Source organism: Paenibacillus sp. PL91, from assembly GCF_012935325.2.
Classification (GTDB): Bacteria; Bacillota; Bacilli; order Paenibacillales; family Paenibacillaceae; genus Pristimantibacillus.
In genome coordinates this window covers 589,322-610,029 of sequence record NZ_JABBYG020000001.1, presented here as the reverse complement: position 1 = coordinate 610,029, position 20,708 = coordinate 589,322, and the positions used below count along the sequence as shown (strand labels likewise).

General features: G+C 48.8%; 20 protein-coding genes. 10 read left to right on the top strand and 10 right to left on the bottom strand.

Annotated features, from left to right (window positions below; genetic code table 11):
• Positions 1 to 75: 75 nt before the first annotated feature.
• The 4 genes from HI950_RS02925 to leuC all read right to left on the bottom strand — a co-directional run bounded on the left by HI950_RS02925 (position 76) and on the right by leuC (position 4,275).
• The gene (locus tag HI950_RS02925) at positions 76 to 633 is read right to left on the bottom strand and encodes a GerMN domain-containing protein (RefSeq protein WP_169081667.1); all 558 of its coding nucleotides are present in this window, start codon (positions 631 to 633) and stop codon (positions 76 to 78) included.
• 19 nt (positions 634 to 652) lie between these two features.
• Complete coding sequence (locus HI950_RS02920) at positions 653 to 2,074, bottom strand: N-acetylmuramoyl-L-alanine amidase (RefSeq protein WP_169081668.1); 1,422 nt, start codon at positions 2,072 to 2,074, stop codon at positions 653 to 655.
• Between the two features lie 157 nt (positions 2,075 to 2,231).
• Positions 2,232 to 2,831, bottom strand: coding sequence for a 3-isopropylmalate dehydratase small subunit (gene leuD / locus HI950_RS02915; RefSeq protein ID WP_169081669.1), 600 nt, complete (start codon positions 2,829 to 2,831; stop codon positions 2,232 to 2,234).
• 28 nt (positions 2,832 to 2,859) lie between these two features.
• Positions 2,860 to 4,275, bottom strand: a complete 1,416-nt coding sequence (gene leuC / locus HI950_RS02910; RefSeq protein ID WP_169081670.1) for a 3-isopropylmalate dehydratase large subunit — start codon at positions 4,273 to 4,275, stop codon at positions 2,860 to 2,862.
• 164 nt (positions 4,276 to 4,439) lie between these two features.
• Here leuC and HI950_RS02905 point away from each other — a divergent pair, with 164 nt between their 5' ends.
• On the top strand, positions 4,440 to 5,336 hold the full coding sequence (locus HI950_RS02905) for a LysR family transcriptional regulator (RefSeq protein ID WP_169081671.1): 897 nt from the start codon (positions 4,440 to 4,442) through the stop codon (positions 5,334 to 5,336).
• Here the strand turns inward: HI950_RS02905 and HI950_RS02900 are convergent.
• A complete protein-coding gene (locus tag HI950_RS02900) occupies positions 5,333 to 6,133 on the bottom strand; it encodes a carbon-nitrogen family hydrolase (RefSeq protein WP_169081672.1) in 801 nt (266 codons plus the stop codon). The two genes, HI950_RS02905 and HI950_RS02900, sit on opposite strands and share 4 nt — an antisense overlap.
• A 146-nt stretch (positions 6,134 to 6,279) precedes the next feature.
• Between HI950_RS02900 and HI950_RS02895 the strand changes: the two genes are divergently transcribed.
• The 8 genes from HI950_RS02895 to mtnB all read left to right on the top strand — a co-directional run bounded on the left by HI950_RS02895 (position 6,280) and on the right by mtnB (position 14,213).
• Complete coding sequence (locus tag HI950_RS02895; protein WP_169081673.1) at positions 6,280 to 6,732, top strand: hypothetical protein; 453 nt, start codon at positions 6,280 to 6,282, stop codon at positions 6,730 to 6,732.
• An 87-nt stretch (positions 6,733 to 6,819) separates the two neighbouring features.
• Complete coding sequence (locus HI950_RS02890; protein ID WP_169081674.1) at positions 6,820 to 8,010, top strand: pyridoxal phosphate-dependent aminotransferase; 1,191 nt, start codon at positions 6,820 to 6,822, stop codon at positions 8,008 to 8,010.
• Positions 8,011 to 8,348: 338 nt separating this feature from the next.
• The gene (gene proB, locus HI950_RS02885; RefSeq protein WP_223285077.1) at positions 8,349 to 9,455 is read left to right on the top strand and encodes a glutamate 5-kinase; all 1,107 of its coding nucleotides are present in this window, start codon (positions 8,349 to 8,351) and stop codon (positions 9,453 to 9,455) included.
• 17 nt (positions 9,456 to 9,472) lie between these two features.
• Positions 9,473 to 10,723 carry a glutamate-5-semialdehyde dehydrogenase gene (locus tag HI950_RS02880; protein WP_169081676.1) on the top strand — a complete coding sequence of 417 codons (1,251 nt, stop codon included), beginning with the start codon at positions 9,473 to 9,475 and terminating at the stop codon, positions 10,721 to 10,723.
• Positions 10,724 to 10,784: 61 nt separating this feature from the next.
• A complete protein-coding gene (gene proC, locus HI950_RS02875; protein ID WP_169081677.1) occupies positions 10,785 to 11,654 on the top strand; it encodes a pyrroline-5-carboxylate reductase in 870 nt (289 codons plus the stop codon).
• Positions 11,651 to 12,880, top strand: coding sequence for a 2,3-diketo-5-methylthiopentyl-1-phosphate enolase (locus tag HI950_RS02870; protein WP_169081678.1), 1,230 nt, complete (start codon positions 11,651 to 11,653; stop codon positions 12,878 to 12,880). Before proC ends, HI950_RS02870 begins: the two co-directional genes overlap by 4 nt.
• A complete protein-coding gene (locus HI950_RS02865) occupies positions 12,880 to 13,563 on the top strand; it encodes a 2-hydroxy-3-keto-5-methylthiopentenyl-1-phosphate phosphatase (protein ID WP_169081679.1) in 684 nt (227 codons plus the stop codon). Before HI950_RS02870 ends, HI950_RS02865 begins: the two co-directional genes overlap by 1 nt.
• Complete coding sequence (gene mtnB, locus HI950_RS02860; protein ID WP_169081680.1) at positions 13,560 to 14,213, top strand: methylthioribulose 1-phosphate dehydratase; 654 nt, start codon at positions 13,560 to 13,562, stop codon at positions 14,211 to 14,213. The genes HI950_RS02865 and mtnB overlap by 4 nt, the downstream gene beginning before the upstream one ends.
• A 268-nt stretch (positions 14,214 to 14,481) precedes the next feature.
• Here mtnB and HI950_RS02855 read toward each other — a convergent pair whose 3' ends face one another.
• Positions 14,482 to 14,868, bottom strand: coding sequence for a hypothetical protein (locus HI950_RS02855; protein ID WP_169081681.1), 387 nt, complete (start codon positions 14,866 to 14,868; stop codon positions 14,482 to 14,484).
• A gap of 337 nt (positions 14,869 to 15,205) precedes the next feature.
• Here HI950_RS02855 and HI950_RS02850 point away from each other — a divergent pair, with 337 nt between their 5' ends.
• The gene (locus tag HI950_RS02850; RefSeq protein ID WP_317618299.1) at positions 15,206 to 16,225 is read left to right on the top strand and encodes a MerR family transcriptional regulator; all 1,020 of its coding nucleotides are present in this window, start codon (positions 15,206 to 15,208) and stop codon (positions 16,223 to 16,225) included.
• Positions 16,226 to 16,273: 48 nt separating this feature from the next.
• Here HI950_RS02850 and HI950_RS02845 read toward each other — a convergent pair whose 3' ends face one another.
• The 4 genes from HI950_RS02845 to HI950_RS02830 form a co-directional block, all read right to left on the bottom strand.
• Positions 16,274 to 16,954 carry a DnaD domain protein gene (locus tag HI950_RS02845; RefSeq protein WP_317618282.1) on the bottom strand — a complete coding sequence of 227 codons (681 nt, stop codon included), beginning with the start codon at positions 16,952 to 16,954 and terminating at the stop codon, positions 16,274 to 16,276.
• Between the two features lie 25 nt (positions 16,955 to 16,979).
• Positions 16,980 to 18,191, bottom strand: coding sequence for an acetate/propionate family kinase (locus tag HI950_RS02840; protein ID WP_169081683.1), 1,212 nt, complete (start codon positions 18,189 to 18,191; stop codon positions 16,980 to 16,982).
• Entirely contained in the window at positions 18,191 to 19,063 is an 873-nt protein-coding gene (locus tag HI950_RS02835; RefSeq protein WP_169081684.1) for a 3-hydroxyacyl-CoA dehydrogenase family protein, read from the bottom strand. Before HI950_RS02835 ends, HI950_RS02840 begins: the two co-directional genes overlap by 1 nt.
• A 150-nt stretch (positions 19,064 to 19,213) precedes the next feature.
• Positions 19,214 to 20,707 carry an AAA family ATPase gene (locus HI950_RS02830; RefSeq protein ID WP_169081685.1) on the bottom strand — a complete coding sequence of 498 codons (1,494 nt, stop codon included), beginning with the start codon at positions 20,705 to 20,707 and terminating at the stop codon, positions 19,214 to 19,216.
• Position 20,708: the final 1 nt, after the last annotated feature.

Sequence of the window (20,708 nt, the reverse complement as noted above, 5' to 3'; positions counted from 1 at the left end):
AACCTTGTGCAGGGGCGGAGCCGTTTCCGATAATAAATATAAGCAGCCGAATAATCTGCTCGGTAACACTTAAAGCTATTGGTTGCTTGCCGCTTCTTCTCGCTTCATTGGATGCTCTAACTCGACATGTCCCATTAGCGTTTCGATCTTCTCGCCATCCACTAGCAGCTCAATGGCTTGTACGAAATCGAATTGGAACAATGTTTTTTGGAGCGTCTCCAAAACCAGCTGCTCGCCAGGCGCGCCGAGACGTGCCTCGTCCGGCAAATGAATATCGAGAGTAACAAGTCCATCAGCTAGTTCTACGGATTTAATTTCAATAGGTTTCCATAATACCAGTTCCTTCTCGCCTGCATCCTTTTGTAATTCAGCAAGCGTTGCCTTTACTAAATCAATATTCTCTTCATAAGTCAGCTTAACGGAATGCTCAACTGTTTCACTTAGCTCAACATCGGTTAAGTAAATGATAGCTTCGCGTTCGTTTAATGCCGGTGTAGGCTCTGGAGAAGGCGATGCCGTTGGCGCTGTCGTGCTGCCCGGGTTGTTTTCTGGCTTGTCCTGTACACCACAGCCTACAATCGCAGCAGATAAAATGATGACAGCAAGCAGCCCGCGTGCTTTGAAGTTTTTCATAACACTGAACACCTGCTTTCTATTTTACGTTTAAGTATTCCTTAATTCCCGCTACCAGTTCTGCAGCGATGCGATTCTGAGCTGCATCGTTAAAAAGAATTTTTGCATCAGAGGTGTTCGATAAAAATCCGGCTTCGATTAATACGGCTGGCATAGTGGTTTGCTTAATCACTTTATAGGCTTCTTTCTTGACTCCGCGGTCCTTGATGCCTGTTCCCGCAATCAAATGCTTATGCATGACATCAGCGAACGACTTGCTGTTAGCCCGGTAATAATAGGTTTCGGCGCCGGATGCTGAACTTCCTCCGCTATTGGCATGAATGGACAAAAACAAATCTGCCTTCAGGTTCTCTGCAAACTTAATGCGGTCATCCAAAGAAGGATATGTATCGCCCGTTCTCGTAAAATGCACCTTGATTTTGCTTTCTTTCTCAAGCAGCGCTTTCATTTTCAAACCAACGCTTAAATTAAATTCTTTCTCCCATTTGTTCAGCACGCTTTTTGCGCCTGGGTCGGAGCCGCCATGCCCAGGATCGATAACAACGTCAAATACGTCATTTGAAGCTGGCGGATTTACAATCGGCGGGTCAATTGGAGCATTGGGATCGGTTGGAACATCCGAAAGCGACATAAAGCTCAATTGAATTTTGCCTAAATCCTCAGTCAGTACATAACCTGTATCATTACCGATTTCAATAACCAATCTTGCTGTTTCCGGCGAGTTCGAAAATAAAGAGTAACGGAACTTTTGCAAATAAGTACTGTCCGATACATTAACCTCTATTTGACCGCTCAGAAGCTGTGAAGTCAAATCCGTCGCATATGCGGTATAAGGAAAATCAAATACGACCCGCTTCGGATTATCGAGCAACAGCGGTTTGTTTGCTTTGACGGCTCCGTCATAATGAATCGTCAAGCTGCTGTTGCCTTCGTAAGCTACCTGTGTAATCCAACCCGCAGTGTTAGTTACGGGAGGAACAGTCGGATCTGTAGGCTCCGCCGACTGATCATACATATGTACTTCCTTCTCGGTAGCTTTCCACTCGAAATCAAGGCCGAACTGCTCGCCAATAAATCGTAGTGGAACTAACGTCATGCCTTTAATGATTGATGCTGTGGTATCCATTTGTACCATTTGGTCATTTACCATCGCCACTTTGTCATTCAGCTTTAGCTTTATGACATCCGTGCCATGATTGACCGTCGCTGTTTTGGCCGTATTATCCCAAGTGATCTGAAAGCCTAAGCCTTCTGAAACCGTCCGCACAGGCACAACTGTCGCATTGTTGATGATTTGCGGGTTAACTTCAGATTTTAACAGCTGGCCATTCAAAAAAAGCTTTGGGACGACCTCTGCAGCTGCAGATGCAGCTTGTCCTACAGAAGCGAACATCGTGAAAAAGAACGACATAAACAACAACATGGATACAAATTTCTTCATTTCCCACCTCGATGACTGGAATTGCCCGCATCGAATGAGTGCATTCGACTTTTACAGACTAAAATATAGACGCAGCTTGTCAGAAAAAGTTGCGTTAAAAGGAAAAAAGAGGACGATCCGCCTATAACGGCTGGATCGTCCTCTTTGCTTTAATAAATTAGCCTAAACGAGCGGCATGCTTTTGCTCGTAAGCCGTAATTTTGTCTTCATGTTGAAGAGTCAAGCCGATATCGTCAAGGCCTTGCAGCAAAAATTGACGGCGATGCTCATCAAGGTCAAAGTTGATCGTTAAGCCAAACTCATCGGAAAGCTGTTTGTTTTCCAAATCAACGTTAAGCTTGTAGCCTTCGTGCTTAGCCGTGCGCTGGAAGATCTCTTCCACTTGCTCTTCGCTAAGCTTGATTGGCAGAATGCCGTTTTTGAAGCAATTATTGTAGAAAATGTCCGCATAAGACGGCGCGATAATAACTTTGTAGCCATAGTCAAGAATGGCCCAAGGCGCATGCTCACGGGAAGAGCCGCAGCCGAAGTTTGCACGGGATACGAGTACGGAAGCGCCCTCGTAGCGTGGCTTGTTCGGTTCGAACTCAGCGTTCACATCACCGTTTTCGTGAAAACGCCATTCGAAGAAAAGGAATTGGCCAAAGCCGCTGCGCTCAATGCGCTTCAAAAATTGTTTAGGTATGATTGCATCAGTGTCGACATTGACCCGGTCGACCGGGGCGACGATGCCTGTAAGTTGTTTAAACGGTTCCATATCGGTTATACCCCTCTCTCGCGTTCAATTAGTTCAACACTTCGGTTTTAATTTCCCAATCGCGTACATCTGTGAAATGACCTTTAATCGCTGCAGCAACTGCCATAGCAGGCGATACAAGGTGCGTACGTCCGCCGCGGCCTTGACGGCCTTCAAAGTTACGGTTGGAAGTCGATGCGCAGCGCTCGCCCGGTTTCAGAACGTCAGGGTTCATCGCAAGGCACATGGAGCAGCCAGCGTCACGCCATTCAAAGCCAGCCTCTGTGAAAATTTTGTCCAAGCCCTCTTTCTCGGCTTGAATTTTTACGCGGCCTGAGCCTGGAACGACGATAGCCGTTACACGGTCGCTTACTTTGTAGCCTCTAGCGATTTCAGCGGCTGCGCGCAAATCTTCAATACGGCCGTTCGTGCAAGAGCCGATAAATACATAATCAATTGCGATTTCGCTCATTGGCGTACCTGGCTTCAAATCCATGTACTCAAGAGCGGCTTCCGCTGCTTTACGCTCATTCTCTGTTGGCAGATCCGCAGGGAATGGAACTTTAGCTGTGATGTTAGTTCCCATACCCGGGCTAGTGCCCCAAGTTACTTGCGGGATAAGCGCGTCTACATCGAAATGAACGACAGTGTCGTACTCTGCGCCTTCGTCAGTAGTAAGCTGTTTCCAAGCTTCAACTGCCTCGTCGTAGTTAGCTGGCGCGTATTGACGGCCGCGAAGATATTCAAATGTCGTTTCGTCAGGAGCGATAAGGCCAGCGCGAGCGCCTGCTTCAATGGACATATTGCAAACGGTCATACGCTCTTCCATCGTCAAGCTAGTGATCGCTTCGCCTGTAAACTCAATGACGTAGCCTGTTGCAAAATCCGTGCCATATTGCGCGATAACGCCAAGAATCAAGTCCTTCGCCGTTACGCCCGGCTTGCGAGTGCCGTTGAAGCGAACCTCAAGCGTCTTCGCTTTCGATTGCTGCAAGCATTGCGTAGCCATTACGTGCTCAACCTCGCTCGTACCGATACCGAACGCCAAAGCGCCGAATGCACCGTGAGTGGAAGTATGGCTGTCGCCGCAAACGATCGTTTTGCCTGGGTGCGTAAGTCCGAGCTCAGGGCCCATAACGTGTACGACACCTTGGTCGATGCTGTCAAGATCAAATAGCGTTACGCCAAAATCTTTACAGTTTTGCGTGAGTGTGTCAATTTGCTGCTTCGAGATCGGATCTGTAATATTGAAGCGATCCTTCGTTGGTACGTTATGATCCATCGTTGCGAAAGTAAGGTCCGGACGACGCACTTTGCGTCCCGATAGACGCAAGCCTTCAAACGCTTGCGGCGACGTTACTTCGTGAACGAGCTGCAAATCGATATAAATAACGCTTGGCTTGCCTTCTTCTTGATGAATGACGTGATTATCCCAAATCTTCTCAAACATTGTCTTTTTCGTCATTATATTCACCCCATCGTTTCATTAAATCTTCTGCTTTTCTTAACTGAACCTACTATAGCATTTCTTTCTTCATTGATCCAAGATATAATATCTATAACGACTATAGGTAATAACTATAATGGAAGTTTCATGGATCTCAAGAACTTTATAGAAGGGAAATAACTATGGAATTAAGACAATTAAATTATGTCATCCAAATCGCTTTGGAGAAAAATTTTTCACGAGCTGCAGAAAAGCTTCATATCGCACAGCCCTCACTGAGCCAGCAGCTGTCTAAGCTGGAGCAAGAAATTGGCGTGCTGCTTTTTCGCCGAACGACCAATTCGGTCGAGCTTACGCAGGCCGGTCAAGTATTTGTCGACAAATCGCAGGCCATTCTAGATGCCATCGAGCAGCTTAAGCAAGAAATGGACGATATGGCGCAAATGCGACGGGGCCGCCTTGTCGTAGGCACGCTGCCTATTACAGGCTCGCATATCCTGCCTTTAGTCCTTCCTGTCTTTGGCGCGCAATACCCGCAAATCGAGGTTGTACTCGTCGAGGACACGACAGCCAAGCTGGAGCAGCTTACTGCCAGTGGCGGTACGGATTTAAGCCTGCTCTCCCTTCCGCTCATCGACAGCTCGCTATCCTACGAGCCATTTTTGGAGGAAGAAATTTGCTTGGCCGTCCCTCCCCAGCATCCGCTTGCAAAGCGTGAGGATCCTATCGACATCTCAGAGCTGCAAGAGGAGCCATTCATTGGACTAAAGCGCGGTCAAGGCTTTCGTCAAATTACAGTTGATTTATGCGAGCAATCAGGCTTCTCTCCACGGATCGTGTTCGAGAGCAGCAACATCGAAACGATACAATCCCTTGTAGCCGGCGGTATGGGGATCGCCTTTGTCCCGCAGATGCTGACGCGAATCAAAGGCTCTGAGTTTGCACCCACTTATTTGCCATTAAACCAAAAACCGACTAGGACGCTGGTAGTCGCTAGCCGGAAGGGACGCTATTTATCCAAAGCGGCTGACGCCTTTATCCGCACATTGAATAAGACAATCAGCAGCATCAATAATTAAGCCTCATATATAGAAGGTCTACGATCTTCAAATACGGGAATTTTCGATCGAACCGAATCGACTAATGACAGATCGATATCCGCATAAAGGATCGTTTCCTCTTCGCCGGCTTCCGCAATTGTTTCTCCCCATGGGTCAAGGATGAGCGAATGTCCGAAGAAATGGGCATCGCCGCTTTTGCCCATACGGTTGCAAGCAACAACGAACATTTGATTTTCGATAGCGCGCGCTGTAAGCAGCGTACGCCAGTGATGAAGGCGCGGATGCGGCCATTCTGCGGGTACGAACAGCAGCTTGGCTCCGCCCAGCGCCAGCTTCCTTGCAAGCTCCGGGAAGCGTATATCATAGCAAATCATCATCCCTGCGTCTGCGCCTTCGATTTCCAGCTTGCCCAGCTTATCCCCCGCTGCCAAATATTTCTCTTCATCCATAAGACGGAACAAATGAATTTTGGAATAGTCGGCTATGACATTTCCATCGCGATCGAAGGCATAAATCGTATTGAGCACTTTATCATCTTTCAGCTCTGCGATTGAGCCTCCGATAATATAAACATTATGCTTTTTGCTGAATGCAGATAAAAAGGCTTTCGTTCTTTCTCCTTCATTATCTGCTATAGTATGGATTTCTGTTAATGCATACCCTGTATTCCACATTTCCGGAAACATAATGACATCCGGCTTGGCGTCCGTGCTTACCGCTTCCTCCAGCATGCTCGCGAGCTTCGCGAAGTTCGCTTCCGGATTTCCCGCCTCTATATGCATTTGCAGCAGCGCAAGCCGCAATTGATTACTCATCTGCCATTCCTCCAGTATTCCTTTTTCATCTAATAACGATGATTGCTTTTTTTCCCTAATGATACCCTGTCATGGTTCTGTGTCAAGATGGGAAACGTAACAACAAGCGCTTTACCACTTTACGATAGAGAAGGAGAATGTCTGTTATGCTTCCAAAACGAATAGCCGCGATGCTTCTGGCATGCTGCTCGCTTTTTCTGTTCGCTCAATTTGCTGCCGCCCATGTCGCACCAAGCTCTGAGGTTGGCCTCAAACCTGTACAGGTATTCGACGTAGCTGCCGGCAAAGTGATTAAAACGATTCCGAATGATGCGGAGTATCAATCTTTAGCAGGATCATGGATCGGGTCCATTACGGGACTTGCCCCCCAATTGACAAGCGATGAAAGCTGCAGCTATGTTTACCGGGTGCCGCTTGAGAAAGCAGTAACGATTAAATCGGGCAACATTACGGTTACTTCCGATGATCTGTTTTTATTTTACTGCAAAGACAAGCCGCCGCTGCTGCTCGTATTTGACGAGAAGCGCAGACCGTATTTGTTCTTGTTTAAGGCAGACATCAAACCGTTTATTCAAAAGGTCGGCGTTCCCGCTACTTAAGCCTAAAGCTTCTCTTCTCCCCACATTCGTGCTACATTTATGCTATTGTCTAAATAGATAGCGATTTTTCATGTGGAGTGTGAGGGAATGGAAACACAAATCGGTCAACACCTTATTCAACCTGCAGATCGGATGAATGGTCTTCCGACGCAATTTTTTGCCAAGCTGGTCGCCAAAGCGAATGCCCAAACGGCCAAGGGACGCGATGTCATCAATTTGGGACAAGGCAATCCGGATCAGCCGACCCCTCCTCATATTGTTGCGAAGCTGCAGGAGGCTGCTGCTAATCCGCTTTACCATAAGTATCCGCCGTTTAGCGGCTACCCTTTTCTCAAGGAAGCTGTAGCTAAACGTTACAAAGAAGATTATAACGTAGATGTAGATCCAACGACTGAGGTCGCCATTCTGTTTGGCGGCAAAACAGGACTTGTCGAAATTAGCCAGTGCCTGCTGAATCCCGGTGATGTATGTCTCGTGCCTGATCCCGGCTATCCGGATTATTGGTCGGGCGTAGCGCTTGCGGGGGCCGAAATGGCCTTTATGCCATTAACGGACAAAAACAACTATTTGCCGGATTACGATGCTATAAATCCAGAGCTCGCTAAGCGAGCCAAGCTTATGTTCATGAACTACCCTAACAATCCGACAGGCGCTGTCGCGAATGCTGCATTTTATGCGAAGACGGTAGAGTACGCCAAGAAGCACGGCATAGTCGTAGCAAGCGATTTCGCTTACGGCGCCATCGGCTTCGATGGCAATCAGCCAATAAGCTTTCTTCAAACGCCGGGCGCTAAGGAAGTTGGCGTAGAATTTTATACGCTATCCAAAACCTATAATATGGCTGGCTGGCGCGTAGGCTTTGCGATTGGCAATTCAGAAATCGTCAAGCTCATTAATTTGATACAGGATCATTACTACTGCAGCCTGTTCGGAGGCATTCAAGAGGCTGCCGCACTCGCTTTGACCGGCCCGCAGCAATGCGTAACCGAGCTTAAGGCTATGTATGAGCGCCGTCGCGACGCTTTATTCGCCGCGCTTGATCGCATCGGCTGGAAAGCCGCTCGTCCGGGAGGCTCGTTCTTCTGCTGGCTGCCCGTAGCCGAAGGCTATACCTCTGAATCGTTTGCCGATTTGCTTCTGCAGGAGGCAGACGTTGTGGTAGCGCCGGGCGTAGGGTTCGGAACGCATGGCGAGGGGTTTGTTCGACTAGGCTTGCTTACTAATGAAGCACGCTTAGAGGAAGCGGTTGAACGGATCGGAAAGCTGAATTTATTTTAGTTCAAATCGGTTATTTGCCTTTCTTTACAGCGGCATAGGATCGTGATATGCTTGTAGGAATTGAACATGAAACGTGATGACGGGACAATTAAGCAAGATGGGTCGCGATCAGAGAGTAAATTCCATGGGCTGCGAGAATTTACCGAAGGCCGCTTGCTGAACCTACCTCCGAGCGGCCGGCGATGAGCCGGACAGCGCCTTCTGTTACAGGCTTAAGCTGGATGATCCTACATGTAGAGATCATCAACAAAGGTGGTACCGCGGAAGCTAAGACTTTCGTCCTTTATGGACGAAAGTCTTTTTTGTTGTCACGAAACAAGCATAGGATGGGATTAACAATGACAGAACGAATAGTCGTAAAAATTGGCAGCAGCTCGCTCACGTCTGAGGAAGGCGGCTTAAACCGCGAACGCATTCAGTATTTCGCTTCGGAACTCGCTATGCTTCACCAAAGAGGAAGCAGCGTGATGCTCGTAACATCCGGCGCTGTCGCAGCTGGCTTTCGTCAAATCGGTTATAGCGCAAAGCCCAAGGTTGTGCATGAGAAGCAAGCTGCGGCCGCTGTCGGTCAAGCGCTGCTTATGCAGGCTTATCAGGAGGCCTTCGGCGGATACGGCATCGTAGCCGCACAGATTTTGCTGACGCGGGCGGACTTCTCCAATCGCCGCCGCATCCAAAATGCGCTGATGACGATCGAAGAGCTTTTGCGTCTTGGCATCATCCCGATCATCAACGAAAATGATACGGTAGCAACCGACGAGCTTGTCCCTAAATTCGGAGACAATGACAGCTTGTCCGCGCTAGTCGCGGCCATGACGAAAGCAGCCCAGCTTGTCATCATCACGGATATGGACGGCTTGTACACCGAAGATCCGCGCAAAAACCCGCAAGCTGTCAAAATCGAGCGCGTTGATCAAATTTCCGAGGATATTATGAAGGTTGCAGGCGGCGCAGGCTCCTCTGTCGGCACAGGCGGCATGCGATCCAAAATTGAAGCGGCGCGTATCGCCATGCGAGGCGGCGTGCATGCCTTTATCGGAAAAGTGCAGCAGGAAGGCGATTTGGCCCTCGCCGTTGAAGGCAATGGCCGCGGCACCTATTTCGATACGAAGCTGAACAGCCTGCCGATGAAGAAGCAATGGCTTGGCTTTCACTCGATGCCGCAAGGCAAAGTTGCCGTCGACGATGGCGCAGTGAACGCTCTGCTCGAAGGCGGAAAAAGTCTTTTGCCCGCTGGCGTTACGGAAGTGCAAGGCGAATTCCTGCCTGGCGACGTTGTTGAAGTAACCAATCGCCAAGGAGAAACGCTTGGCCGCGGCGTCGTTAATTATGCTGCTTGGCAAATCCAAGCGGTTGCCGGACTGACCACGGAGGAAGTAAAGCGCAGAGTAGACGTATCCCGTATCGAATTTATTCATCGCGACGAATGGATTACATTGAAATAATAAGGAGGCTTCCTATAATGACCAGCGAAGTTAGACAGAAAGCAACATTAGCACAGGATGCATCAGCCATTATGAATCGATTGACTACTGAACAAAAAAATGCAGCGCTCCTACATATGGCTGACGCCCTGCTCGCCGAGCAAGCTGCCATTATTTCCGCAAATGAGCTTGATTTGCAGCGCGGACGCGAGCAAGGCACAAGCCCTTCCCTGCTCGACCGCCTCGCGCTCAATGGCGACCGTGTAGCAGCAATAGCTGAAGGACTTAGGCAAATCGTAGAGCTGCCAGACCCTGTCGGCGAGCTTCTAGAGCATTTTGACCGTCCAAACGGGCTGAAGGTTGAAAAAGTTAGAGTACCGCTCGGCGTGATAGGCATGATCTATGAGGCGCGTCCGAACGTAACCGTCGATGCGGCAGGCCTTTGCCTGAAAACCGGAAATAGCGTCGTCCTTCGCGGCGGATCGGCAGCAATCGAATCGAACCGCAAAATTGTCGAGGTTCTCAAAAATGCGCTTGCCGATACAGCTATGCCTTCCGATGCCATTCAGCTTATCGAGGATTCAGATCGCGCTTCGGTAAATGAGATGCTGAAGCTTAACGGACTGCTGGACGTTGTTATTCCGCGGGGCGGCGCATCGCTGATTCGCAACGTAGTTGAAAATGCAACGGTCCCTGTCATCGAAACTGGCGCTGGCATTTGCCATACGTTTGTTGATGCAAGCGCCGATTACAGCATGGCTGTCGATATTGCCTTTAACGCAAAGGTACAACGCCCATCTGTCTGCAACTCCATGGAAACGCTGCTAGTAGAGGAATCATTTGCCGATCAGCATCTGTCACAGCTTGCCGATCGTTTCATTGTGGCTGGTGTTGAGCTGCGCGGCTGTGAGAGAACCGTTGCGTTAATCCCTAGCGCCAAGCTTGCTACGGATGAGGATTATAGCACAGAATATAATGACTATATTATGAATATACGTATCGTTCCGCATCTTGACGCTGCGCTTGCTCATATCCGTCGGTTCGGTACGAAGCATTCCGAATGTATCGTAACGGAAAATGCGCAGCATGCTGACCGCTTTATTCAAGAAATTGATGCTGCAGCCGTTTATCATAATGCCTCCACCCGCTTCACCGATGGCTTCGAATTCGGCTTCGGTGCGGAAATCGGCATTAGCACGCAAAAGCTGCATGCACGCGGACCAATGGGCTTGCCTGCCCTAACCTCCACGAAATATCGGATTTATGGGACTGGTCAAATACGAGGTTAATGCTTCCGGTACAACGGTAAGCTAAATAAAATTCAAAATGATATGACGGAGGTAAACAACAATGACCCTACTGACACAAGCCGGCATTGCCAGCCTGCAAATCTGCTTCTACGGCGCCGGATCGATGGCCGAGGCGATCGCTCGTGGCTTAATTAACAAAAAGCTGGTTGAACCAAGCCGCATCTCGATGCTTAATCGGCAAAATGAAGAGCGTCTTAACGAGCTTAATGAGCGTTATGGCGTGCAAACCATCGTTCAAGGCTCAAGCAACGAAGCCTATTTGCGTGAAGCGGATATTATCTTTTTGGCGATGAAGCCGAAGGATGCTGCCGCTGCTATCGCATCCATTCAGCCTTTGGTCTCGCAAAAGCAGCTTATTATTTCGGTTATAGCAGGCTTGTCCATTAACGCGATAGAGAAGCTGCTTGGCGGGAAAGGCACTGTCGTTCGGGCAATGCCGAACACCTCCAGCACGATAGGTCTTGGGGCTACGGGGATCAGCTACTCGAAGAGCGTAACTTCACAGCAGCGAATGATAACGGAGGCGATCTTCAGTTCCGTCGGCATCAATGCCGTAGTGGATGAATCGCTGCAGCAAGCCGTCACTGGCGTATCCGGAAGCGGACCTGCCTATGTTTACTTTTTCATGGAATCCATGATTGCATCTGCTATCGAGCTTGGCATTTCCGAGGCTTCTGCTAAAGAGCTAGTCGTACAGACTGTTCTTGGTGCAGCGGAAATGGTCCGATACACGGGGGAAGAGCCTGCTGAGCTACGCCGCAAAGTAACATCACCTAACGGCACGACGCAAGCTGCTATTGAGCTGATGGCCGAGAACCGCTTTTTAGAAACGATCAATAAGGCGGTTAAGCGCTCTGCAGAGCGCGCCGGTGAGCTCGGAGCAGATATCGAGAGGAGCATAACGGAATGAACGGAGTATGTATCGCAACCTATCGTTCCTATGACGATAAAGCCGATTTCAACAAAAAGGCGCTTTCGATAGCAGTCGGCCTGACGGTTGGCAGCTGGACAGAGCTTCCCGAAGCGCAAAAGGCAGATATGGAGAAGCATCTTGGCAAAGTGCTGTCCGTGACCGTGAATGAGCCGGCAAACGCCTTGCCTGGCGAGCGTTACGCAGACATTCGGATTGCCTATCCGGACATTAACTTTAGCCGCGATTTGCCTGCCCTGCTCGTTACAGTGTTCGGCAAGCTCTCGATGGACGGCAAAATCAAGCTGCTTGACCTTGACGTATCCGAGGATTTTGCTTCTGCTTTTCCTGGGCCGAAATTTGGTCTAAACGGCGTTCGCGACCTGCTTGGCGTTGCCGAGCGTCCGCTTCTGATGAGCATTTTCAAATCGGTTGTCGGATACGATCTCGCTAACCTGCAAGATCAATTCTATAAACAAGCGCTTGGCGGCGTTGATCTGATCAAGGACGATGAGATCCTGTTTGAAAATCCGCTTACTCCGCTTGAGAAGCGTGTTGAGGCATGCATGGATGCAGCACGCCGTGCGGAATCGGAAACCGGTCAGAAGCTGCTTTATGCCGTTAATTTGACCGGTCCTACTTCTCAGCTCGCCGCGAATGCGCGCAAAGCGATTAACGCAGGCGCTAACGCGTTATTGTTCAACGTGCTCGCATATGGCTACGATGTGCTTCACGAGCTTAGCAGCGACAAAACGATAAATGTGCCGATTGCGGCGCATCCCGCTATGGCTGGAGCAATGTACCCATCGCCTCATTATGGAATAAGCGCTTCGCTGCTGCTAGGCAAGCTGATGCGTCTTGCTGGCGCCGATCTCGTGCTCTTCCCTTCCCCTTACGGTTCAGTCGTGATGCCGAAGGAAGAAAATTTGGCGGTTAAGGATGCTTTGCTTGAGCCGCTGCATGGCCTTAGGACAAGCTTCCCCGTACCGTCTGCGGGCATCCATCCTGGACTAGTTCCGCTTATTCTAAAAGATTTCGGCACCGATGTAGTCGTTAATGCTGGCGGCGGCATCCACGGCCACCCTATGGGAACGGCTGCTGGTGGACATGCTTTCCGTCAAGCCATCGCTGCTACATTAAACGACGTGCCGCTTCGCGAAGCTGCAGCACAATCAGGCAATGAAGCGCTGCAAGCCGCTATTAACGCTTGGGGGATCAAAGAATAATGACTGACACCAAAACAGCTAAGAAACGCATCGTGTTCTGTGATTTTGACGGAACGATTACAGTGAATGACAACATTATCGCAATCATCAAACATTTTAACCCAGAGGGCTGGGAGCAAATAGCGGAGAAGACGATTTCGCAGGAGCTGACGATCAAAGATGGAGTCGGACAATTATTCCGTCTTCTCCCTGCCACCATGCAAAAGGAAGTCATTGCCTACAGTATTTCCAATGCACGGATTCGGGAAGGCTTCTCTGATTTTCTTGCTTATTGCAGCGAGCAGGAGATTGAATTTTACGTTACGAGCGGCGGCATCGACTTTTTTATTTACCCGATTCTTGAACCGTTCGGCATACCTAGTGATCATATCTATTGCAATGGCAGCGACTTTAGCGGCGAGCGGATTGAAATATTGTGGCCAAATCCATGCGATGGGCAATGCAACAATGACTGCGGCATGTGCAAAACGACCATTATGCGCCGCTTTCCGGTAGATCAATACGAGCGGATTATTATCGGTGACAGCGTAACCGATTTTGAAGGAGCGAAGCTGGCGGATGTGGTGTTCTCTCGGTCCCATCTAACTGTGAAATGCAAGGAGCTTGGGCTTATGCATCATGAATACGAAAATTTCCACGATATTATCCAATATATGAATGCGGAAAGGACGACTTCGCAATGAGTTTTCAACATATCGCATTAGAAGATAAACAAAAAGCTCTATCCGAGCTGCGTGATGTCAAGGAGCTATTTGCCTCGCGCGGCTGGTTTCCTGGCACAAGCGGAAATCTATCCATTCGGGTTGGCGAATACAAGCCCGATGACTTTCAATTCGCGGTTACGGCAAGCGGCAAGGATAAAACCGTTCATACGCCTGAAGATTATTTGTTCGTAGACCAAGACGGCAAGCCTTGTGAGGCTACTCGCCTCAAGCCATCTGCAGAAACGCTTATTCACTGCGAAATCTACAAGCTGACTGGCGCTGGCGCTATTTTTCACGTACACACCGTCTTCAACAGCGTTATCTCTGAATATTTCTGGGATCGCAAGTCGGTACCTGTTGACGGAGTAGAGCTCATTAAAGGCTTTAACATTTGGGATGAGGAAGCCCATATCGATATTCCGATCGTCTCCAACTTCGCGCACATCCCTTCAATCGTGCCCGAGATTACGGACCGCATCATTCCGAACATACCAGGCATATTGCTCCGCAAACACGGCATTTATGCTTGGGGCGCTAATGCTTTCGAGGCGAAGCGCCACCTTGAAGCGTTCGAGTTTATTTTTGAGTATGTGTACCGTTTGGAGCTGCTGCAGCGCGGCAATCGTTAAATTAATAACGTCCCATGCTTTATAGGCGCATCACCAGCATAGGTTGCTGATGATGCGCCTTTTTTATTTGCCTGTATCTGCTGGGAGAATGAAGCTGATCTATGTGATTCTACTGCAAAAACTGCAGCGTAGAAAAAATGTTGGGTATGGAACGGAGTTTCTATTGTAAAAACTGCAACGTAGAAAAAGGCAGTTTGATCCCGTGAGCCAAATGACTTAAACTCCAACCTCACTCAATTAGGCTAGCGATAATCACACGACGGTCAGCCTATACCCTGTCCAAGAGTTGATCGCCTTCGTATTTTATGTTCACGAATTCCTTCGGGTGTGATCGAATATAGGTGCTGATTCGTTGCAATGAATGAGGAGCAATCAGAAGAAAACGTTCAAATAAATCATTTACAGCGCTTAACAGCTCATCATCGCGATCCAAGTCATGAAGGGCAGCATCGCTCCATTGCAAACCCAGCTTGCCATTCCTCGCTTCGAGAAGCACTCTCGTATCCTCCAGCAATCGGAGCATAGCAGCATCGCCAAAAAAACGCAGACTACCCGTCACGCCTGACCAATAACTCGGCTTATCCAGCAAATACGATATCCAAGCATAATATTCGCTTCTTGACTGTTTGGCATGATCGTACATCACTCTGAACATGCATAACGCCTGCTGACCATTGGTAAGCTGAGAGATGGCAGCTGCTTTGACCGAAGCGTCTTTTCCGCGAATTTATTGAAATGTCGGCTCCATACATACCCAGCCCAATCTTTCATCATCCAATGAATCAAATTCCAGTTTTCCAATTGCTACTAATGTCATTCAATCGCTCCTTTATTATTAAGTTGCTACAGCAATCTCAACCAAAAGAATACGACAGAAAGAATCATTTGTAAATAAAAGGATATCCATAATCAAGCTCGTCAATATCATTTCATATTGACTTTGACGTTACGGAAATGCTCATAATGGCATGAGGGGGTTGATCCATTTGAAAGTGCATGAGGCTGCCAAGCAGCTTGGCGTCACGCCGCGCACGCTGCGGTTTTACGAAGAAAAAGGGCTTATAAGCCCATACAAAGCTGCAGAAAATAATTATCGCTCCTACTCCGATGGGGATCTAATTCGGCTGCGCTGGATCATTTCGCTGAGAGAGCTCGGGATGCCCCTGTCGGCAATACAAGAGGCGCTAAATGTCTTGCATGAACCAGAAGCCTTTATTCGCAAAGTTGACGGAGCACGTGCCTCATTATATGAACAATGGATTACGGCGACAAAATCGCTCCAAGCACTGGACGAAACGATTATCGCATGGCAGCGAAGCGGCGAAGCCATACTTACACAGGCGGAAAGCGCAGCCGAGGAAATGAAGCATAACCGCATTCTCCGAGCGTCCTGGAGCGATCGGTGGAATTATGATGAAATGGCGCTCAGCTACGGCTATAACGCGCCAATCGTGACGCTTGAAGGTGTGCTGTCGGAAGAGCAGTATCATCACACGCTCTTAAAAACAGCCGAATGGCTAGATCCACGAGGTGAAGAGCTTGGCCTTGAATTAGGAGCAGGCAGCGGCAATTTATCCGTTATATTAGCTTCGGCGGGCGCAAGGCTAACCGTCATTGAGCAATCGGCAGAAATGTTGTCGATTCTACGAGAAAGGCTGCCGCAGGTCGATGCCAAGCAAGGCAATTTACTCGCCCTGCCTTTAGCAGCACAAAGCTATGCCTTTATTGGCTGCAGCTTCGCCATGCACCATTTGACTGAATCCCAGCAGCTGCTGGCTATGGAAGAGATGGACCGAGTGCTGCTGAACGGCGGGCGACTAGTCATTAGCGGGCTAATGGCAGAGCATGATGAAAGTCAGCTTGACTCTAGCAATCCGCTTTCCGCTTACCCTGCCAACTGGATGCCACTCTTTGCTCCAGCTCTTGCTCACTGGCTTGAAGGACGAGGATATTCAACGATTTCCAACCGCATAAGTCCGAGTACATGTCTCCTATATGCCAGCAAACCATAATTCAGCGCTTGGAGCATGATTCCAATAAAAAAAGCTAAGCCATATGGCTTAGCCTCTTCCTCCGCGAAACTTTTGTGCATGAGCGCGTGCCTCATCGGCATTTGTCACGCGGTTGCGGCTCCATTCAATCAATATCCGGTCAATGTACCGCAAGCTTAACTTGCCAGCGAAGACCGCTTCTTTGAGCGCAAAACGAATGATTTCATCGGTATAACGATCATGGTCAAGCCAACCGGATATCGTCTCGCATTCGATCGGAGACAGCAGTCTTCCAAATTCTTGCTCGAAAACGCTGAATAAATCCGATGATGACACGGCTTGCGGCTTCAAAGGCTGACGCTCAGCCTTCTTCGTCTCCCGCTTCAGCTCTGCCGTCAAAGCAGCAGCTTTCAGCAGCCAGCCTGTCCAGTTGTAGCGTTCCGACTGCATGCCTGTCCCGATGTCGACATATTCATCAATCGTCAAAAAATCATCCTTCATGAGCCGTCCAAGCATTTGACCAACCTCTCGGCCCGTCAGCCCCATCCGCTCTGCCAGCTCCTCCGGCGTCGGAAAGTCATTCATATCCGCTTCCATATAAACCATGATTTGAAGCAGCAGCATCGCCTCAGAATCCGATAAATCAAGCTGGCGGTATGTGCGCAGGAGCATAGCGGACACATGTACGCCGCCCTCCTGCAATGCAGCGGCCATTCCATGCGAATACGCCTTCCAAATCTCGTTGTTCACTGCCGGCTGCCTCCTATATTAACCTTTATGACAAGTTCGCTTGGCAAACTAGATTGTACGTATCTCTGGCGATTAACAGCTCTTCGTTCGTAGGAACGACGAGCACTTTAACGCGTGAGCTGTCCTTTGTTATTTCACGTGCATCCTTGCGGCGTTCAGCGTTGCGCTCTTCATCAAGCTCGATACCGAGGAATGAAATGCCTTCGCAGATCGCTTTGCGCAAAGCGGCTGAATTCTCTCCGACGCCAGCTGTAAACACGATCGTATCCACGCCGTTCATCGCCGCAGCATAAGCGCCGATATATTTTTTCACCCGATAAGCATACATGTCGAAAGCCAACTTCGCGTTCTTGTCACCGTCAAGCATCGCCTCAGTAACCTCGCGCATGTCGCTGCTAATACCGGAAATAGCCAGCATACCGCTATGTTTGTTAAGCATAGAATTAACTTCATTTAAAGTCAATTCTTCTTTATTCATAACGAACGGCACAATTGCCGGGTCGATATCGCCGCTTCTCGTCCCCATCATAAGCCCTTCTAAGGGGGTCATGCCCATACTCGTATCAAACGATTTTCCGTCTAAAATAGCCGCTAAGCTTGCGCCATTACCGATATGGCAAGTAATCATTTTGAGCGATTCCAGCGGTTTTTTCAAATAATCGGCAGCCTGAGCGCTTACATAAGAATGCGAGGTTCCATGAAAGCCATATCTCCGAATTTTGTGGCGGCGGTACAATACCGTCGGGATCGGATACAAATAGGATGTGTTCGGCATCGTCTGGTGAAATGCCGTATCGAATACGACTGCTTGAGGAACATTGGGCAGGTTCGTTTCTACCGCGGTAATCCCCATCATATGTGCGGGATTATGAAGCGGAGCAAGATCGAACAGCCTGCGAATTTCAAGCTTTACATCCTGCGTAACAAGCACAGAGTTGCTGAACACTTCACCGCCGTGAACGACGCGATGGCCAACGGCATCAATTTCATTCAAATGGCTGATTGCGCCAAACTCTGGATGCGTAAGCATATCCACTACGCGCTTAACCGCGGTAACATGATCCAATATTTCGCTTACATGGCGAACCTCCGGTTTGTCGACCGGTTCATGCGTTACGATGGAGGAATCCATCCCGATGCGTTCTACACGGCCGCTCGCAAGCACCGATTCATCCCGCATGTCGTACAGCTGATATTTTAAAGAGGAGCTTCCTGCATTGATGACTAGTACTTTCATTAGATCCGATCCCCATCCTTGTCGTATTTGAAGAAGCCGACGCCTGACTTGACGCCTAGATGCCCGGCACGGACCATTTTTTTCAGCACGATGGATGGACGGTATTTAAGCTCGCCATATTCGCGGAACATTCGGTCCAGCGCTGCCAGTACAGAATCAAGGCCAAAGCGGTCGCACATTTCAAAAGGTCCATGCTGGAACGAATAGCCGATGCGCATTGCATTGTCTATGTCCTCTGCTGATGCTACGCCTTCCTCAAGCACATGCAGCGCTTCATTAATAAACAAGCAGATGAGGCGCGACGTTACGAAGCCCGGGGATTCAAACACCATGACTCCCTTTTTGTTAATAACCTCTTCAACAAAATGCTTCGTCTGAATGAAGGTTTCCTCTGACGTCTTTAGCCCGCGAACAATTTCAACCAGATCGATTTTGAACACGGGATATATAAAATGCATGCCAATAACACGTTCAGGGTGCTTCGTTACACTAGCTAGCTCTGTCAAGCTCAGCGTAGACGTATTGCTTGCAAGAATAATTTCTGCTCCGCATATATGGTCGATTTGCTCGAAAACGGCCTTTTTCAATTCCAAATCCTCTGTAATCGTTTCAATGACAAGCTCGCACTCAGCTAATCGATCATAGCTGGTTGTTGGCTCAATTCTATTCATGATCAGCTTCTTCTCGGATTTCGTGAGCGCCCACTTTTCGATTTGTTTATCCAGACTTACTTCTATCATTTGTTTCCCATATTCAAGGCGCTCATCCGAGTGCTCGATAATGATAACATCTAATCCTTTCGAAGCAAGCATCTCTGCAATGCCTTGCCCCATAGTTCCTACTCCAACCACGCCTACTGTTTTTATATGCAATGTAATAGCTCCTTTAAAATGGTGAGTATGCTTCGTACAGCATTTGAGAAGCATTCTCTGCAAATATAGTTCAACCTTATTATAACGGTTTTCATCAAAAAAAGAAGGCGGACAGACACTCCGCCTTCAAATTGTAATATTGTAAACGCTTTATGCTGCTGAGTTTGACTTAAAAAGACTTCTAAACTCATCTCCGCTGAGCGTTTCCTCGCGAAGCAGCGTTTCAAGCGATTGTGTAAATATTTCACGCTTCGTCTCAAGCGTCGCTTTCGTTTGCAGCATCAGCTCATCTAAAATCTCACGGTTGATGTTGGCATATGCTTCCTTGGTTATCATCGAGGCATCGATGATGCCAAGATCCGTTAATCCGGATTCGACCAGCGTTTTGACAATGCTCATCGATTGCTCAAAATCGCCACGCGACCCTGTGCTGCGACCGCCGTAGAACATTTCCTCTGCTGCTGCTCCGCCAAGCGCAATCATAATTTGGCCATTTAGGAACGGCTTCGTATAAAGGTATTGATCCTGCTGGGGATTGTGACGTACATAACCAAGCGCCTGTCCGCGCGGCGATAATGCAACCTGCGATACGCTTCCTGGTCGAACGACCTCAGCCATAATGGCATGTCCTAGCTCATGAAGCGCGATGCGCTCACGTTCTTCCTTCGTAGCTTCCCGATCCGTCTTCTCGCCCATCATGACTTTATCTATAGCCATTGACAGATGGTTTTCGCCTATTTTGTCGCTGCTTTCCCGCATGGCATAAATCGCCGCTTCGTTCATCACGCTCTCAAGCTGAGCGCCCGAGAAACCAAATGATTCCTTTGCAATACGATCCAAGACGACATTCTCGTCAATTGGCCTATTTTTTGCATGGATGTTCAAAATATGCAGCCTGCCCTTCTTATCCGGCAGATCGACTCCGATATGGCGGTCGAAGCGGCCTGGACGCAAAAGCGCGCTGTCGAGCATTTCCTTGCGATTGGTAGCCGCTATCAACAGAATACGAGGCGACTCATTCGCATAGATGCCGTCCATTTCGGTCAACAGCTGATTCAAGGTTTGATCATACTCGCGCTGTTGGCCGCCGTCTCTTTTGCCGCCAATCACTTCAATCTCATCGATAAAAATAACCGCACTGCTTTTTTTCGCCTTATTTGCCTTTGTGCGTGCTTCCTTGAACAAATCACGTACGCGTCCCGCACCTACGCCGACATACATTTCTACGAACTCACTGCCGGAGGCAGCCAAATAAATCGAATCCGTATACTGCGCAGCCGCCTTCGCGAGCAAAGTCTTCCCCGTTCCGGGAGGACCTGAAAGCAAGATGCCTTTCAAAGGGCGGATGCCAAGCTTAGCAATCTTCTCTTGATGGACAAGAAAATCAAGCGCCTCCACAAGCTCCTGCTTTGCCCGTTCCTGGCCTCCGATTTGATCGAAGGTCAATGGTGTCGACTTCGCCTCAGCGCTTCGATTTTGGCTTGACATAGCCGTTAGCTTGCCTCTGCCTCGCGCTGCATAGACAACAACAAAGCCCAATACGCCAAGCATCAGTATGGGAACGACATTTTGGCCAATAAAAATTAAAAAAGCAATGAGTACGGGTACAATCCCGATTGCGATTTCCGCTCCGTATTTTCTCATA